Consider the following 13,559-nt stretch of genomic DNA (forward strand, 5'->3'; position numbering starts at 1 on the left):
CTCCTAATTAAAGTCACCAGCAAATTCGCCCAGTGTTATTCGTGGGCTTTCGTGTGTGCTTCCGTGCCATCTAAGCTCAGTCTCCGCTTGAGACTCATTCATCTGTTGCTCTAGCTCGCTGAACATTTTTGCGATAAATAAATCGTCCTCTAACTGCTCTTTGTTCATGCTGCATGTCTCCCTATAACTTGCTTAAACTCTTCATCCTGCTCATCAGCCCAGCCCATAGATGCTTCGTGAGCCCATGCGTAAGCCTTCTTGATGCCATCCTGTGAGCTAGTGAACTGACGGGAGTGCTTCACCCCTGTGCGCCACCACGCTTGGCTTACGGTGACTGTTCCATCTTGATTTGGCTTAATAATCATTTGGGTCTCCTTTTTGCGTGATGGTGTCGATAAACCAGCGGAATGCTTTTTTGAAACCGGCACGTAATTTGGATACGTTTCGGTCTAACTGAGAGTCTGATAGCTGAGAAGCGCCCATGAGAGCGCCGCCCGCGATGGCATAATTCATCATGGGTAGCTCCTGTAATTGCTTTGAATTTGATTAGTAGTTGATGGTTACGTGCGGGATTAAGTTTTCTTTCAGTGCGACAAATGCAGCGATAGCATCTTCACGAGATAACCCAGCGTGAGCTATCAAGCCATTAACAACGGCAGTACCAATAACTTTGCGATGATTTTCATCAGCTGCTCGGCGAGCTTCTTCATCCTTGATGCGCTTTTCTTCGGCTAATCGAGCTTGTTCTCTGGACTCTGCCGCTGCGCGTTCACGCTGAATAGCTTCTTCCTTTTCACGCTTGGCCCTTTCCTCGGTGGCGATGCGTTCACGTTCTGCTTTTGCTAAGGCTTCCTGCTTCTCGCGCTCAGCTCGCTGTTCTGCTTCAATGCGGTCGCGCTCCGCTTTCTCTGCCAGCTCTTTGGCTTCACGTTCGGCGCGTTCTTTTGCCAATGTCGCTTCTCGCTCTCTGGCTGCTGCCGCTTCGATTTCACGCTTTGCCGCTTCTTCTGCTTCGTGCCGCGCTTTCTCTTCTGCCTCACGCTTAATACGTTCTTCATGTTCGCGTTTGGCTTGCTCGGCTTTCTGTCGTGCTTCTTCTCGTTCGCGGTCAATCTTCTCGTTCATGAGTAAAGCCATTTCATGATCGGCTTCAATCTTCGCCGCCAAAGCCGCAGCTCGTTCTGCTGTAATTTTGGCGTCCAGCTCTAACGCCTCATCCCACATAGCGTTGAACTCTTTTTCTTTCTGCTCAGCCTCCCAGTCAGTCACTGGCTTGCGAATCTCAACCGCCAGTTCGTCCAGTGAATCCCTAACCTTTTTACGGCTGGCATCGACCAGAGCAGGGCGCTTCTTCATCTCTGCAACTAACTTCTTGCCAGCCTCGTCAATAGCTGTCTTAGTGCTACGGACATTCGCCGACATGCTGATGTATGCACGGCGTCCCTTGACTGTATTCAGGTCACCAACTACAGAAGATGCTTTTTCACGGATGTCTTTAATTAACCCTTCAATGAATTCGTCATTGATAAAAGCAGCTTCGAGCTCAGCCGGTACGCTCGGCAGAGTGACTAATGCAATTTCGTTTTTTCCTCGCTCACTGGCGATCTCCTTTGTTGGTTTCATTGCAAAACGCCTACGCTTTGCGATGAAGCGGGTATAAAAAAGCCCCTAACGAGAGGGGCAAAACGTGTCAGCTAACCAGAGCAGTCATTCTCCAGTTATGAGCGGGATTGCTCACAGCAGATACTCAGTGAATACCTGCTAGGTGCATTACTCGTCATTACGCTGCTGATTGAGTTTCAGTTGGTAGGCCAATCATCTGGTTCAGGTCTTCAACCTTTACCGATGGAAGTGTTGCTCGAACAATATCCTCTGTTTTAGGAAGTAGCTCTTTTGCTTCAGGCCACACCTCAAGAAGACGTTTTACTGAGGTAACCGATTTCAGTGCTGCATAAACGTTGTTTTTAATTTCCTCTTTCTTGCTGTTTAGCTGTGTACCTTTGTTTTCCAACTCCATGAACCGCTTACTCAGCTCATGATCGCCTGCTAATAGAGCTTTATCTGTGGATGGGGTAACCATGTAAATGGGATCGCCTTTTTCGTCCTGACCAAAATTGAGACGTGTTTGCATTCCACCAAATGAGACTCTGAACGACCAGTTATCGCAGGAAGACAAATAAATTTCGCAAATGTTGTGTTTGTTTATCGCAGCTATGTTAGTTCTGATTTTTTTTAGCTGAGATTCGATTTCTTGAACTACCTTCTCCCCACCTAACAGGTAAGTTCTTACATCAAAGGAGAACTGCTGAACATCTTTTGCATGCTGCTTTAGCTCTTCTTCAATGCCTGATTTTTCTAATGCTTTTTTAGCAATTTCATCACGAATAGCATTCGTTAAACGTACAGTTGTCATATCTATCTCCATTCTGGGTATAAAAAAGGCCGCCTTAGCGACCTGTGATTGTTTGTTGCCTGCTTTTATCCACATCAGGCGAGGTGGTTCCCTGCTTTCCACAGTCAAGGAAAGCTGATACGTTGGTTATTCCACAGTCAATTAAAGGAATTAAAAGATGTCAGCCGTTACAGTCGATTTACTGATAAAGGAATTAAGCGCAAGAGTTGATGAGCTTGAAGTTAACAATAAGGCTTTGAAGCATGCGCTCACTGCTACCTTTGCATGCCTGCCTAGCGAGATCACTCGTGAGACAAAAGGAATTCTACGCGAATGGTATGAACTCTCTGTAAAAGGCGCTCCGGCTTCTGTTGTTGACTCTTTCGATAAGAGTCTAAAAGAGATTGAAACCGTTGTTGGTTCGCTGAAATAGCCGTTAAATCTTCTAAGAACTGGCCAGCTAACTTCTTGACCAGTTCATCACGTTCATTCTCCATACCTACCTCTCTAAATTAAGGGGATGCTCTTCCCGCGAATCTTCTGGCGCCCGTTTATCTGCGCCAATAATGAGTGCCTGTACTGTCTTAACCACCTCAGGCGGCAGTGGTTCCTTCGTTCCCCAACGTAAGGAATTCGAATATAATTTATCCACCCCAACGTTTTAGGATGAATTATTCATGGATTTTGGATTGGTTATCACGTCGATTCAAAGCGCTATCGATTCCGTTTCGGCTGTGCAAAGTAACGCTGTCCTTCGGGAGCGTCTCGCCTTCATTTACGAGCAAATGGACGTACTTCAAAAAGCCCATGCTGCGACCGAGAAAGAATTGGCCGAGGCAAATATAAAGATTGCAGAGCTTTCTAAGGAAGTAGCGGCTAACAGGGCAAAGGATGAGTTTGTCTTTCACCGCACTGCGGCCTTTCGAAAAGAACCCTCTGGTGGGTATGTGAGGGCGGTTTATTGTCCCAACTGTTTTAAACAAGTCGGGAGTGACTTCGGGGACATGCCTTACCATTGTTCCTCCTGTGGCTGGCTTGCAGAGTTCGGTGGGAGAGAACTCAGTCGCGTTATGGAATCCCTTCCTTAATTGAATCTGCGGGGTAGATAACTACCTCGCTGTAACACTCCCACTCTTACGGTGTCCTGCGGCGAATATTGCTACCTGTGGCAAGCAGTACGAACCGGTTACCTCTTCTTCACCTCTAACAACTGGTATCGGCAGGGATAGTGCTTTTACTGTTCTCTCTGAGCATCCAGAGAGGATTTTTTCAACCTTCATCTCCAGTCGTGCATTGCTCCACTTTTCAGCTCTGTGAGCCACAGCTCGAGCTAAGTTTTTGCGTTTATCTCTTGGCATGTGGATTACTCCAGTTAGTTAGCTTTGGTGATGACGCTCCAGATGCTTATCTTCTGGTTAGCTCGACGGCCTGCACTTGCATCATCCCAAAGCCAACTACTCTTTGGTGGGGTGAATCACCCGCATTCCTGATTGTTAAAGAAGCAGCCCTGCATCCTGCCGGGCACGGCGAGTAGTTCCATTTGCCGTATCGTGTTTTGTTTCGATGGATTGATAATAGCTTTGGCGATTAACTGAGTCAATCGTTTAAGCGATAATAATGATAGATTTAGCGATATATTTCTGATTGATAAAGGAATTTATTTTTTCTCTCCTGTGATATGGTGATAAAAATAGATAGGAGGAAGTTATGGACTACGAAAAGGCGGCTCAACTGCGATATCAAGAGATGTGTCGGATTGTTGGTGATGTGGTGTTTGCTATGGTTTCTCAGGGGAACGAGACAAAGAAAGTTTCGATTGCTGATGTAATAAGAACGGAGCTAGCAAAGGGATTAGATAAGTGGGACTTGGATCAATTGCAGGTTATGGAACTAGCGGTGAAATTGTTGGAGGAGTAGGAATATCAATGATAATGGCATCGTTATCGTTCAATAGTTTATCGACCTCGATGCCAATCACCACAATGCTAAGCACTTTTGTGATAATTATTTGAAAGGTTATCGTTTCTTTCTAAAGTTATCATCATTTTTAACAAACTCAAAAGAGTCTAGTATTAATCCTGATATGCGTAGAATATTTTCAGGATTATCTATATAAACTCTTGATGAGTCACATTCAAGACCAGCTCGAGATACCTCATTAATTGCAATTTCATTTAATTCTATAGGTAACTGGATAGATGATTTGTTTTTCTTATCGTAATATCTAACAATCCATCTATTTGTTTTTCCTTGATAGAGAACCCCAAAATATGACTCTGTATCTTTATATTGTATGTCATGAGAGTCGCCAATTATGGATGCTATTTTTTCAAACAGAACTCTTTCGTTATGCGTAGTAACAACATTTTGGTTATCGGGGTCTATGATATCTGCATTATTATCTGAACTTACAGTTTCATTTGGAATGTTGTTTAAAACATCATCAATAGGATGACGAGAGCCAGAAAGTCCCGATACTACCATTGCACTTACCGATCGCTCTACCGCTTGTTTAACCAGAGGGGTAATTGCTTCTAGAAATCGCTGATTCAATTGTCTTTCAACGTTTGACCTGCTTGCTACATACCTTACAAATTCGGAATCAACATCTCTTAAGCTTGAGCTTATTGTTTTGGTAAAAGCTGATAGGAATACGCTTTCTTCTGCCAGAGTTCTTAGCGCCTCTGGTTTAAATTTATCATGCCTGAATCTAAACAGCTGTTCTGCATCAGGCTCTGTTATTTCATCCATTCTTATCCGAAGAAATGGAGTTGGATCCATAATGTTTTTTTCTTTCAGGTCGGTGAAAAACCTCCACTCAACACCGTTAGTAATTGCTGATATTGTAACTTCTGGCGTTGAGTTGAAGTATCTTGATAGTTGTGGGCAGTGATTTTCTATTTTTTCTTTATATGATTTTGCCTCTATAAACATGACGGGAAGCCCTTGGCAAAACAATGCGTAATCCACTCTTTCATTGGCTTTAGCTCCAGGGAAGTCAGCTCCGTACTCTGCTTTAACTTTTTGAGGGTCATATGGATTGAATCCTAATATATCTAAAAATGGTAGGATCAATGCCTGTTTTGTTGTCTCCTCTGTAGTACAATGGATTCCAACATTTTTAACGTGTTCGCTGTGAAACTTTAATTTATTTTTAAATGATTCCATGAAGCTCATTCCATTTCTATGTTAATAATCTAAAACAGACCACCAGAATACGCGCCCGATAATATCAAGAGCGTCTAATGTGGCTTCCTCGTCGTCATATTCTTCATTGTAGCTACGCACGCGGACTTTTTTCCCTGGCATTGCATACAACACTTTAACCCTGAATAGTCCGTCTTGTTCGATGGCATACATTTTTCCATCCCTAATAGTTTTATTTCCACGGTCTACGGCTATTGTCGTGCCATCAGGAATCAATGGTTCCATGCTATCCCCAGCTACCGGACAACAAAATACATTCTCAAATTCAACCCCCATACGTCTTAAGGTTGCTTTTGAAAATCTTAGCTTGAATCCATTGTAATCAGTATCTGTGCAGCGCCCCGCACCTGCTGCCATTTCAATATCCTTATAAAACGGAACCTCTACTTCATCATCTGGAAGTGGGGTATTAGAGTCCCAATGGGTAACGGTTCCCCACTCGCTTTCAGGAGGAATAGTTGATTTCGGATTATGAGGGGAAACCCCTCCTAATCTCATCGGCTCAGAACCATCAGCAAGCCACTCTGGCCTAACCCCTAAAACTCGCGCGATATCCACTAGTCTGCGTGAACCTTGAGCGCCACCAGATACTAACTTCCATACACTTGATTGAGCCATGCCAACAGCTTTAGCAAGCGAACCCTGCGTATAACCGCTTTCCTTCATCGCCTTATCTAGACGTTCAGAAAAAGTCATAAAAACCTCATTTGAAAATTTATCCCAGTCTATCGGCAAAGCGATATTTTATCAAAATCGAAAAGGCGATTGATTTTCACTAAAGCGATAGCTAAAATCAGAGATGCCAATAGAAAAGGAGATTTTATGAAACACAAAGCAGTAGAAAAAGCGATTGCAATTGTTGGCAGTCAAGCTGCATTAGCAAAATCTGTAGGAAAAGCACAATCCACAGTGTCGGATTGGCTGAACGGAAACAAAAAGATATCTGTTGAGGGGGCTCTGCTCCTTGTTAGAGCTACCAACGGTCAGATTTCTGCCTCTGAGTTCCGTCCAGATAAAGCAAGTTTATTTAAACAATTAAACAACGCAGCTTAAGCAACACCGCTCTTTAACAGTCATGGCCTCGGGTGATTCACCCGAAACCCCAACCACCTAACCGGTGGTGTAACTATTTATTCAACAAAGGAAGTATCACAAATGGAACATGCAAGTTATAGCAAGCGCATCAACGAAGTGGAGACAGAACTCCGCTGCCGGATGATGCAGAAGACTAACAGAGAGCTAGCAAAGCAAGCAGGGTGGCACGAATCGAAAGTAAGCCGCCTCAATATCCGCGACATGGCAACGATGTTCGTACTGCTAGAGAAGGTATGGGAAACCAGTTTGATTCGCGAAGTAGCGCGTCAGGCTGTGGAATCGGTATTGCCACAAAAGAAAAAGTCGCCAACTGCGGTAACAGCTGACGACTCTCAGATCACTATGACTTTCTAGTACTGGATCAATAAACAGGAGTAATTCTATGTCAAAACGTAGAAAAAGCAATAGAGAAGAGGAACGGCGTTACCCCGACTCTCCAGATGGTCTGGTTGTTGTTGCCTCTAATAACCGTGCTTTTGCAGAGCGGTTAACGGGGATCATCCGATTACGGCTAAAGGAGACGGAACATGTTAAGCGTCGTTAGAAATATTGATGACTACAGGCCACAGCATCAGGCCGTGGAGCAGAGAGTGGCGCAACTTGAAGATGGGTATGCCAAGCTGTCCAACATTCTTCTTGAGGCATATGCCGGTGCTGATATCACCAAGCGTCAATTCAAGGTTCTTCTGGCTATTCTGAGGAAAACTTATGGCTGGAATAAGCCGATGGACAGAATAAGCGACTCACAGATAGCTGAGATAGCTAACCTTCCGGTAAAACGCTGTAACGAAGCTAAGTTGGAACTGGTAAGAATGGGGCTCATTAAACAGCAAGGAGGCATGTTTGGACCCAATAAAAACATAGATGAATGGTGTATCCCTCAAAACAAGGGGGAATCCCTCAAAATAGGGGATAAAAAATCCCTCAATTTAGGGGAGTGCAATCCCTCAAAACAGGGGGACACAAAAGACACTATACAAAATATAAAAGAAATACCCCCTAACCCCCTAACGGGTGTTAGCGAATCGCTCGTTAAACCAAAACGAAGAAAGGCCGAACGGATTGACTATGAAGCCTATCTCCATGTCTACAACGAAACCGTGGGGGAAAGACTACCTCACGCAATCGAAGCAAACGACGAACGGAAAAGAAAACTTCGTACTCTGATTAAATCCCTTAAGACCCCAAACATCGACGGATTTAGAGCATATGTAAAATCATTCATGCATCTGGCTAGGCCGTTTCACTTTGGAGAGAACGATCGTGAGTGGGTGGCTGACTTTGACTACCTTCTGCGCCCTAAGACGCTGACAAAAATTAGAGAGGGAACGCTGTGATTAACCAAGAGATTGAAGCTAGCGTGATTGGTGGATTGCTTGTTGGCGGGTATACGTCCGATGCTAGTGATGTATTAGCTACTCTAGATCCCGACGCATTTTCTATTGGACTGTACAGAGAAACGTTTAAAGAAATCCAGAGACAAGCTCGAACTAGGGGGATGATTGATGGATTAATGGTTGCGGAAGCGATGGGGGCTCAAAACTTTGCCAGTATCATGGAGACCCCTAGGAAGTGCCCGAGCGCGGCAAACCTAAAGGGATATGCCAACGTAGTAGCTGAATACCATCAGAGAAGAAAGATGCTAGAGCTGATGGAGCAGACTAAAGATCAGATTCTGAATGGAACATTGGAATCCTCAGCAAACGTAATAGACCGATTCATTTCCAACGCCTCTGAAATTTGTAAGCCTAGAGATGAAGTAAGGCCTATGCATATTTCTGACCTTCTAGATCCCTATGCCGAACTGCTTGAAAAAAGGCTAACAAACGGCGAGGAGTCTGACACTCTAAAGACTGGAATTGATGAGCTAGATGAAATCATGGGAGGTATTAACCCAGTCGATCTAGTCATAGTCGCCGCGAGGCCGGGTATGGGTAAAACAGAATTCGCGCTTAAAGTATCAGAAGGCGTTGCTTCACAGACAATTGCTGGGACAAAGCAAAAGCGCGGTGTCTTGATATTCAGCATGGAAATGGACTCTCAACAGGTTGTAGAGCGACAGTTAGCTGGTGCTAGCAGATTACCGGTGTCTCTCCTGAGAAAGCCAAGCCGAATGAATGATGAAGGTTGGGGGAAGGTATCTAATGGGATCAGAATGCTTCAAGGGCTAGATGTATGGGTGGTAGATGCTTCAAAGCTTAACGTAGAGCAGATACGTGCTATAGCGGAACGGCACAAGAGAAACTATCCAGCATTATCTCTAATCATGGTGGACTACTTGGGACTTATTGATAAACCTAAGGCAGACCGCAATGATCTGGCAATAGCCCACATATCTGGAAGCTTAAAGAGAATGGCCAAAGATTTAAAAACGCCAGTCATGTCTTTAAGCCAGCTGTCACGTGACGTGGAAAAGAGACCAAAAGGACAGCGTAGGCCAACAAACGCTGACTTGAGAGACTCTGGAAGTATCGAACAAGACGCGGACTCTATCATCATGCTTTATCGAGAGGCAGTGTATGATGAGCAATCCCCCGCAGCACCATATGCAGAGATAATCGTTACTAAAAACAGGTTTGGTACGCTTGGAACGGTTTACCAGAGCTTTACTAATGGTCACTTCATGGAGTGCAACCAAGATGAAGCTCGAGGGAAATGTTCATCTAGTCGCAGTACAGAACAAACCTCACGCAGATATTCAAAAGGAGCGGATGTATGACCTTAAGACCTTTAGATGTTGAAAAATATCTATCTCACGAAGAAGAGCTGAACAAGATTGTGAAATTTGAAGGTGATCACCTGATCATCACTATCCCAGATAATGACTTTGGCGAGACTTATGACATTCCGTTGAGCAATTTAAAAACGGCTGAACATGTTGTTTTTTGGACTTTTCAACTAACCGAGAAAAACTGGATTACTAGGGATATCTTGAGGAAATTCATCAAAGAAGCCAGCAAGTATGCAGGTATAACGCTTTAACTTTAGTGCGGGGGACGCATGAAGCATACGAACAACGCCGCTCTAGAAGCGGTTTTTTTGTGCCAGATTGGAGATAGTCATGACAAGTCGTGAACAGTTTGAAACGGCATGGCAAAAAAATAACGAATGCGAGCCTATGGATGGCTGGGAAAGTCTGCGTTGTGATGATGGTTACACGGACGAGATAATTGATGGTCAGTGGTGGGCATGGCAAGCAAGCCGCGAGGCGGTGGAGTTAGATATTGACTGGCCTGAAGCCAACGATGATACATGGAAAGATGGTGAAGAAGGTGCTTATGCCATGGGGCATGAGGACGGGAAGGATAAGGTTGTCATCGCCGTACGCAAGGCAATCCGCACCGCTGGCATCAAGGTTAAGGGGGAGTGATGGCCATGAAGAAATACAGGCGTAACAGGCTAAAGGATGCAGTGATTGTCACTACCTGGCTTATCGCTGTGCTGCCAATCTTCCCAGTAGCACTAATCATCGCTCTGCATGACCACGTAGAGAAGTTTGCAGACTGGTATGACGATTTAGCCCTTCAGCCAATCCGCAAATGGCGCAACAAATGGAATCCAATCAAAGAGGACTAACGCTTGCAAATCGACATGGTTAAAAATGCCGGTGGCGTTTTTGTACCAATGTTCGAACACGATTTACCCCGCCTAACCAAGTTCAAAAACGGTGAAGTCTATACCGCTGATTTCAAGCTAACCCGCAATCCGATATTTCACAAAAAGATGTTCGTCTTCTTCAAATTCTGCTTTCAGTACTGGTGTGCAAACAAGGCAGGGCTTGAGCATATGGATGAGCACAGCCAGTTTGACCGTTTCCGCAAAGACCTAACGATACTCGCAGGTTTTTACGAGCAGACGGTGCGACTAAACGGTGAGATACGAACTGAAGCCAAGAGCTTGGCATACGCGAACATGGAAGCGGATGAGTTCGAACGTTGCTACAACGCAATGATTAACGCAGCCATCAAACATATTTTCGCCGGAACGAGAGACGAAAATATCCTCAATCAACTACAGAGCTTCTTCTGAAATCGCAGGAAAATAAATTATGACGTGGAAAGAAACAGCCGCCATGTGCGTGGTCATGACCTTGGTATGTGTAATGGTATCGGCTCTACTTGTTCTTGCTGCATGGAAACTTCCTGATAGCAAATTTTATTGGGGTTTTTTCCGCTACAACCTTGGTCTTTGGATTTTAGCTTTTCTATCTTGCGGAGTATTCAAAGCTTATCAGCGATTTAAAAGCAAGAGAGGTGCAGCATGAGCAAATACGACGATTTAGAAGTAACAGCTAGAAGAAGTCTAAAGAGTTTGGAAGATGCGAAGAGCCAGAAAGAATGCGCTGAGTATCGACCTGTAATCTTTAATCCAGAAACCATCATTGAGTTAATCGAGATAGCCAAGGCCGCAGAAAATATGCTGCTCTCCACTAATCGCTGGGAGCAACTGACATTAGCTCTAAGGCTGGCAAAGTTGTTGGGCAATCCCGGTATTTATGCCACTTCCGACCCCGAGCCACCGGAGGCCGCATAGGATAAATCATGATTCATTATCACGGTGGACCAATTACACCAGATACCTGCGCGCTCAAGGCATGGAAGGGGCGTCATGCGTTTATTAGCTTTGCAAATCCGGGGCAACTCAAACTTGCCAGCGAGATAACTCAGTCATTCGCGCTAGATAACGGCGCATTCACTTTTTGGGATAAATCGAAAACATCCCGCGAAACATGGGATGACTATTACGAATTCGTTTCGCGGTGGATGAATCATCCTCGCTTTTCGTTTGCCGTTATCCCCGACGTAATCGGAGGTTCAGCAGAAGAGAACGATGCCCTAATCGAACAGTGGCCACACGGAAAGGTTGTCGGTGTTCCTGTCTGGCACATGAACGAACCAGACGAGCGGTTTATCCGCCTTTGTCACGAATACCCAAGAGTTGCAATCGGAAGCATGGGGGAGTACGACGCAAAGAAACCACGTAAGTGTGTAATGAAGCTACGTGATCTACTGAAGAATGTTGTTGATGAGAATGGATACCCAATTTGCAAGTTACACGGCTTGCGAATGCTCAACAAAACCATCTTTCAACACATTCCACTTTCATCAGCTGATAGCACAAACGTTGCTAGGAATATCGGGATAGATAAGGCATGGAACAAAAGCGCTTATGCGCCTGCTTCTAAAGAAACACGTGCTGCGGTCCTTGTTGAGCGGATAGAGGCTTTTAACTCCGCATCCTCTCTGAATTATTGCCCCGAGAAAGATCGGTTTAGCGTTCAGATGGCATTTGAGATATGAGGTACAGATGAAGCGAACGTGGTTCACACACGAACCCATGACCACAGAAGAAGCTAATCAACTACTCGATAGATACAAAAACAACGGAGTGCAGGCCACTAAATCACTATCAGCAGACAATCGTCACTGGTTCGTTCAAGCATTTCTCCCTGAATCAAATTACCTACCTAATTCAAAAATACAGACATCCAAAATCTGGAGATAGACATGACTGATTACAGCAAGATGGGCGACTTTGAGATTAACAAAGCGGTAGCAATCTCACGCCATCCTGAACTTAAAGATTGGATTTGTTTCGATATCTCTGGTCGTGCCGTCTTTGTGATTAACGACGGTAAGTTGAGCAGGGCGCAGCATGGTTTCAGTTTTACTAGCTGCCCATCCGACGCATGGCCGATTTTGAAAGAATACTGCATCGACATCAATTGGGATGGTGACAGTGATAGCGAGCCTCTTCGAGATGCCATGATCGTCTACCTGATGATGAAGGAGAGTGAGAATGGCTAGAAGCAGAAGAAAATATAAACACAAGCATAAGTATCCCAAGAAAGAGCGGGCGGCATACGTATCAACACCGATGATTAATCCAGCAACGGTAAAGACCATCATTTTCGCCATCGCGCTTTTCATCTGCTTTATCGCAGCGGTAACGCCGGAGGTGCCAATTGCTCAAGGCTAAAAAGCCGAAGCTAAAGAAATGACCGATATGCAAAACCAAATTCACTCCCGATAGACCCCTTCAAATAGTTTGCTCACCGCTCTGCGCTAACAAATACCAAAAACAACAGAAAGAGAATCAGCAAAAACAAGCTGAGGATGAATCACGTCGTAATTGGAGAAAGCGCAAAGCAGATGCAAAGCCGTTATCTCACTGGATAAACATGACTCAGCGAGTATTCAACGACTACATCAGGGCTAGGGATAGAGGGAATGGGTGCATTAGCTGTGGAATTAAGAACGCAGTCAGTTTCCACGCAGGGCATTTCAGGACAACGAAAGCGGCATCCCAACTCAGATTTAACGAAGACAACGTACACCTTCAATGCTCTGCCTGTAACGTCCACAAATCCGGTGACATAGGCCCATACAGACTCAACCTGATAAAGAAAATCGGGCTTGAGCGAGTCATGGCGCTCGAAAGTAACAATGAGGAACACCGATACACCAGAGAAGAACTGGACGGCATCAGGGCGCTATACAGAAAGAAATTGAGGGATATCGAAAAGCAACATTTGGAGGCAGCGTGAGAAAAATCACTTACCCATGTGAAACAGCGGCAATTTTCAATGATGTGGTTTTCGTGATCAGGCCAAACAGTGCAGAAGATTTAATGGAGGAATGTGATAAAGCAGAAACCTTTTTCCTGAACTTCTTTCCATATGCCACCTATGAAAACGTATTCGATGAAATTCGTTATAGCTTCGGCGGACTATATCTGAATTCGCTTGAAGTCTACAGGGAGGCAGCGTGATCAAACCATAACACAACAAGCTGGCAGCTCGCATCATAACCACTGCGTTCATGATGCCTAGTTTACGATTCCTGCATCGAACGTTTAAAGCTCG

General features: G+C 44.7%; 27 protein-coding genes. 19 read left to right on the top strand and 8 right to left on the bottom strand.

From position 1 onward, the window contains the following. Positions 1–3: 3 nt before the first annotated feature. From K9N75_RS09210 to K9N75_RS09230, 5 genes are all read right to left on the bottom strand, one after another. Complete coding sequence (locus K9N75_RS09210; protein ID WP_186277587.1) at positions 4–168, bottom strand: hypothetical protein; 165 nt, start codon at positions 166–168, stop codon at positions 4–6. Further along, positions 165–365, bottom strand: a complete 201-nt coding sequence (locus K9N75_RS09215; protein ID WP_224452315.1) for a DUF5444 family protein — start codon at positions 363–365, stop codon at positions 165–167. Before K9N75_RS09215 ends, K9N75_RS09210 begins: the two co-directional genes overlap by 4 nt. Next, complete coding sequence (locus K9N75_RS09220; protein ID WP_224452316.1) at positions 355–516, bottom strand: protease FtsH-inhibitory lysogeny factor CIII; 162 nt, start codon at positions 514–516, stop codon at positions 355–357. The genes K9N75_RS09215 and K9N75_RS09220 overlap by 11 nt, the downstream gene beginning before the upstream one ends. A 30-nt stretch (positions 517–546) precedes the next feature. After that, entirely contained in the window at positions 547–1,623 is a 1,077-nt protein-coding gene (locus K9N75_RS09225; protein WP_224452317.1) for a coiled-coil domain-containing protein, read from the bottom strand. Positions 1,624–1,780: 157 nt separating this feature from the next. Beyond that, a complete protein-coding gene (locus tag K9N75_RS09230) occupies positions 1,781–2,413 on the bottom strand; it encodes an Nmad5 family putative nucleotide modification protein (RefSeq protein WP_224452318.1) in 633 nt (210 codons plus the stop codon). Between the two features lie 157 nt (positions 2,414–2,570). Here K9N75_RS09230 and K9N75_RS09235 point away from each other — a divergent pair, with 157 nt between their 5' ends. Together K9N75_RS09235 and K9N75_RS09240 are read left to right on the top strand one after the other, a co-directional pair. Next, complete coding sequence (locus K9N75_RS09235; RefSeq protein WP_224452319.1) at positions 2,571–2,825, top strand: hypothetical protein; 255 nt, start codon at positions 2,571–2,573, stop codon at positions 2,823–2,825. Between the two features lie 244 nt (positions 2,826–3,069). Continuing rightward, complete coding sequence (locus K9N75_RS09240; protein ID WP_115104957.1) at positions 3,070–3,480, top strand: hypothetical protein; 411 nt, start codon at positions 3,070–3,072, stop codon at positions 3,478–3,480. A gap of 21 nt (positions 3,481–3,501) precedes the next feature. On the opposite strand, the gene K9N75_RS22880 is transcribed toward K9N75_RS09240, so the two are convergent. Then, positions 3,502–3,750 (bottom strand): transcriptional antitermination N peptide, encoded by a 249-nt coding sequence (locus K9N75_RS22880; protein ID WP_445991592.1) that lies wholly within the window; start codon positions 3,748–3,750, stop codon positions 3,502–3,504. Positions 3,751–4,099: 349 nt separating this feature from the next. Between K9N75_RS22880 and fumD the strand changes: the two genes are divergently transcribed. After that, entirely contained in the window at positions 4,100–4,309 is a 210-nt protein-coding gene (gene fumD, locus K9N75_RS09245; protein WP_130934010.1) for a fumarate hydratase FumD, read from the top strand. Positions 4,310–4,408: 99 nt separating this feature from the next. Here fumD and K9N75_RS09250 read toward each other — a convergent pair whose 3' ends face one another. After that, a complete protein-coding gene (locus tag K9N75_RS09250) occupies positions 4,409–5,560 on the bottom strand; it encodes a type I restriction endonuclease (RefSeq protein ID WP_224452501.1) in 1,152 nt (383 codons plus the stop codon). Between the two features lie 21 nt (positions 5,561–5,581). Continuing rightward, positions 5,582–6,295: a S24 family peptidase gene (locus K9N75_RS09255; RefSeq protein ID WP_224452502.1), complete on the bottom strand. Its 714-nt coding sequence runs from the start codon at positions 6,293–6,295 to the stop codon at positions 5,582–5,584. Positions 6,296–6,421: 126 nt separating this feature from the next. Between K9N75_RS09255 and K9N75_RS09260 the strand changes: the two genes are divergently transcribed. The 16 genes from K9N75_RS09260 to K9N75_RS09335 all read left to right on the top strand — a co-directional run bounded on the left by K9N75_RS09260 (position 6,422) and on the right by K9N75_RS09335 (position 13,465). Then, positions 6,422–6,652, top strand: coding sequence for a transcriptional regulator (locus K9N75_RS09260; RefSeq protein ID WP_130934008.1), 231 nt, complete (start codon positions 6,422–6,424; stop codon positions 6,650–6,652). Between the two features lie 102 nt (positions 6,653–6,754). Then, complete coding sequence (locus tag K9N75_RS09265) at positions 6,755–7,048, top strand: CII family transcriptional regulator (RefSeq protein WP_035503334.1); 294 nt, start codon at positions 6,755–6,757, stop codon at positions 7,046–7,048. Between the two features lie 28 nt (positions 7,049–7,076). Further along, positions 7,077–7,238, top strand: coding sequence for a hypothetical protein (locus tag K9N75_RS09270; RefSeq protein WP_168780262.1), 162 nt, complete (start codon positions 7,077–7,079; stop codon positions 7,236–7,238). Next, on the top strand, positions 7,222–8,031 hold the full coding sequence (locus tag K9N75_RS09275; protein WP_224452503.1) for a replication protein: 810 nt from the start codon (positions 7,222–7,224) through the stop codon (positions 8,029–8,031). Before K9N75_RS09270 ends, K9N75_RS09275 begins: the two co-directional genes overlap by 17 nt. Beyond that, positions 8,031–9,413: a replicative DNA helicase gene (locus K9N75_RS09280; RefSeq protein ID WP_095661805.1), complete on the top strand. Its 1,383-nt coding sequence runs from the start codon at positions 8,031–8,033 to the stop codon at positions 9,411–9,413. The genes K9N75_RS09275 and K9N75_RS09280 overlap by 1 nt, the downstream gene beginning before the upstream one ends. Then, positions 9,410–9,676 (top strand): hypothetical protein, encoded by a 267-nt coding sequence (locus tag K9N75_RS09285; RefSeq protein WP_224452504.1) that lies wholly within the window; start codon positions 9,410–9,412, stop codon positions 9,674–9,676. The genes K9N75_RS09280 and K9N75_RS09285 overlap by 4 nt, the downstream gene beginning before the upstream one ends. Positions 9,677–9,812: 136 nt before the next feature. Next, the gene (locus K9N75_RS09290; protein WP_511177151.1) at positions 9,813–10,064 is read left to right on the top strand and encodes a phiTE_015 family protein; all 252 of its coding nucleotides are present in this window, start codon (positions 9,813–9,815) and stop codon (positions 10,062–10,064) included. A 5-nt stretch (positions 10,065–10,069) separates the two neighbouring features. Beyond that, positions 10,070–10,270, top strand: a complete 201-nt coding sequence (locus K9N75_RS09295) for a DUF4014 family protein (protein ID WP_127908280.1) — start codon at positions 10,070–10,072, stop codon at positions 10,268–10,270. Positions 10,271–10,273: 3 nt separating this feature from the next. Continuing rightward, positions 10,274–10,723 carry a DUF1367 family protein gene (locus K9N75_RS09300; protein ID WP_224452505.1) on the top strand — a complete coding sequence of 150 codons (450 nt, stop codon included), beginning with the start codon at positions 10,274–10,276 and terminating at the stop codon, positions 10,721–10,723. A 19-nt stretch (positions 10,724–10,742) separates the two neighbouring features. Continuing rightward, the gene (locus K9N75_RS09305) at positions 10,743–10,958 is read left to right on the top strand and encodes a hypothetical protein (protein ID WP_224452331.1); all 216 of its coding nucleotides are present in this window, start codon (positions 10,743–10,745) and stop codon (positions 10,956–10,958) included. Next, positions 10,955–11,227 (top strand): hypothetical protein, encoded by a 273-nt coding sequence (locus tag K9N75_RS09310; RefSeq protein ID WP_224452506.1) that lies wholly within the window; start codon positions 10,955–10,957, stop codon positions 11,225–11,227. Before K9N75_RS09305 ends, K9N75_RS09310 begins: the two co-directional genes overlap by 4 nt. 8 nt (positions 11,228–11,235) lie before the next feature. Beyond that, on the top strand, positions 11,236–11,994 hold the full coding sequence (locus K9N75_RS09315) for a hypothetical protein (RefSeq protein ID WP_224452507.1): 759 nt from the start codon (positions 11,236–11,238) through the stop codon (positions 11,992–11,994). Positions 11,995–12,201: 207 nt separating this feature from the next. After that, a complete protein-coding gene (locus K9N75_RS09320; protein WP_224451818.1) occupies positions 12,202–12,501 on the top strand; it encodes a phage protein NinX family protein in 300 nt (99 codons plus the stop codon). After that, positions 12,494–12,673 carry a hypothetical protein gene (locus K9N75_RS09325; RefSeq protein ID WP_224452508.1) on the top strand — a complete coding sequence of 60 codons (180 nt, stop codon included), beginning with the start codon at positions 12,494–12,496 and terminating at the stop codon, positions 12,671–12,673. Before K9N75_RS09320 ends, K9N75_RS09325 begins: the two co-directional genes overlap by 8 nt. A 64-nt stretch (positions 12,674–12,737) precedes the next feature. After that, positions 12,738–13,241 carry a recombination protein NinG gene (locus K9N75_RS09330; protein WP_311136426.1) on the top strand — a complete coding sequence of 168 codons (504 nt, stop codon included), beginning with the start codon at positions 12,738–12,740 and terminating at the stop codon, positions 13,239–13,241. Continuing rightward, the gene (locus K9N75_RS09335; protein ID WP_043494649.1) at positions 13,238–13,465 is read left to right on the top strand and encodes a hypothetical protein; all 228 of its coding nucleotides are present in this window, start codon (positions 13,238–13,240) and stop codon (positions 13,463–13,465) included. Before K9N75_RS09330 ends, K9N75_RS09335 begins: the two co-directional genes overlap by 4 nt. Positions 13,466–13,559 lie beyond the last annotated feature (94 nt).

Origin of the sequence: Hafnia paralvei (genome assembly GCF_020150375.1) — a bacterium.
GTDB lineage: Bacteria > Pseudomonadota > Gammaproteobacteria > Enterobacterales > Enterobacteriaceae > Hafnia > Hafnia paralvei.

What these genes read in the sequence shown, in the direction of transcription:
- K9N75_RS09240 (WP_115104957.1), top strand. Translation starts at nt 3,070, where the DNA reads ATGGATTTTGGATTGGTTATCACGTCGATTCAAAGCGCTATCGATTCC.
- K9N75_RS09275 (WP_224452503.1), top strand. Translation starts at nt 7,222, where the DNA reads ATGTTAAGCGTCGTTAGAAATATTGATGACTACAGGCCACAGCATCAG.
- K9N75_RS09315 (WP_224452507.1), top strand. Translation starts at nt 11,236, where the DNA reads ATGATTCATTATCACGGTGGACCAATTACACCAGATACCTGCGCGCTC.
- K9N75_RS22880 (WP_445991592.1), bottom strand. Translation starts at nt 3,750, where the DNA reads ATGCCAAGAGATAAACGCAAAAACTTAGCTCGAGCTGTGGCTCACAGA.
- K9N75_RS09265 (WP_035503334.1), top strand. Translation starts at nt 6,755, where the DNA reads ATGGAACATGCAAGTTATAGCAAGCGCATCAACGAAGTGGAGACAGAA.
- K9N75_RS09290 (WP_511177151.1), top strand. Translation starts at nt 9,813, where the DNA reads ATGGATGGCTGGGAAAGTCTGCGTTGTGATGATGGTTACACGGACGAG.
- K9N75_RS09305 (WP_224452331.1), top strand. Translation starts at nt 10,743, where the DNA reads ATGACGTGGAAAGAAACAGCCGCCATGTGCGTGGTCATGACCTTGGTA.
- K9N75_RS09320 (WP_224451818.1), top strand. Translation starts at nt 12,202, where the DNA reads ATGACTGATTACAGCAAGATGGGCGACTTTGAGATTAACAAAGCGGTA.
- K9N75_RS09260 (WP_130934008.1), top strand. Translation starts at nt 6,422, where the DNA reads ATGAAACACAAAGCAGTAGAAAAAGCGATTGCAATTGTTGGCAGTCAA.
- K9N75_RS09230 (WP_224452318.1), bottom strand. Translation starts at nt 2,413, where the DNA reads ATGACAACTGTACGTTTAACGAATGCTATTCGTGATGAAATTGCTAAA.
- K9N75_RS09215 (WP_224452315.1), bottom strand. Translation starts at nt 365, where the DNA reads ATGATTATTAAGCCAAATCAAGATGGAACAGTCACCGTAAGCCAAGCG.
- K9N75_RS09220 (WP_224452316.1), bottom strand. Translation starts at nt 516, where the DNA reads ATGATGAATTATGCCATCGCGGGCGGCGCTCTCATGGGCGCTTCTCAG.
- K9N75_RS09225 (WP_224452317.1), bottom strand. Translation starts at nt 1,623, where the DNA reads ATGAAACCAACAAAGGAGATCGCCAGTGAGCGAGGAAAAAACGAAATT.
- K9N75_RS09270 (WP_168780262.1), top strand. Translation starts at nt 7,077, where the DNA reads ATGTCAAAACGTAGAAAAAGCAATAGAGAAGAGGAACGGCGTTACCCC.
- K9N75_RS09210 (WP_186277587.1), bottom strand. Translation starts at nt 168, where the DNA reads ATGAACAAAGAGCAGTTAGAGGACGATTTATTTATCGCAAAAATGTTC.
- K9N75_RS09295 (WP_127908280.1), top strand. Translation starts at nt 10,070, where the DNA reads ATGAAGAAATACAGGCGTAACAGGCTAAAGGATGCAGTGATTGTCACT.
- K9N75_RS09285 (WP_224452504.1), top strand. Translation starts at nt 9,410, where the DNA reads ATGACCTTAAGACCTTTAGATGTTGAAAAATATCTATCTCACGAAGAA.
- K9N75_RS09310 (WP_224452506.1), top strand. Translation starts at nt 10,955, where the DNA reads ATGAGCAAATACGACGATTTAGAAGTAACAGCTAGAAGAAGTCTAAAG.
- K9N75_RS09235 (WP_224452319.1), top strand. Translation starts at nt 2,571, where the DNA reads ATGTCAGCCGTTACAGTCGATTTACTGATAAAGGAATTAAGCGCAAGA.
- fumD (WP_130934010.1), top strand. Translation starts at nt 4,100, where the DNA reads ATGGACTACGAAAAGGCGGCTCAACTGCGATATCAAGAGATGTGTCGG.
- K9N75_RS09250 (WP_224452501.1), bottom strand. Translation starts at nt 5,560, where the DNA reads ATGGAATCATTTAAAAATAAATTAAAGTTTCACAGCGAACACGTTAAA.
- K9N75_RS09325 (WP_224452508.1), top strand. Translation starts at nt 12,494, where the DNA reads ATGGCTAGAAGCAGAAGAAAATATAAACACAAGCATAAGTATCCCAAG.
- K9N75_RS09255 (WP_224452502.1), bottom strand. Translation starts at nt 6,295, where the DNA reads ATGACTTTTTCTGAACGTCTAGATAAGGCGATGAAGGAAAGCGGTTAT.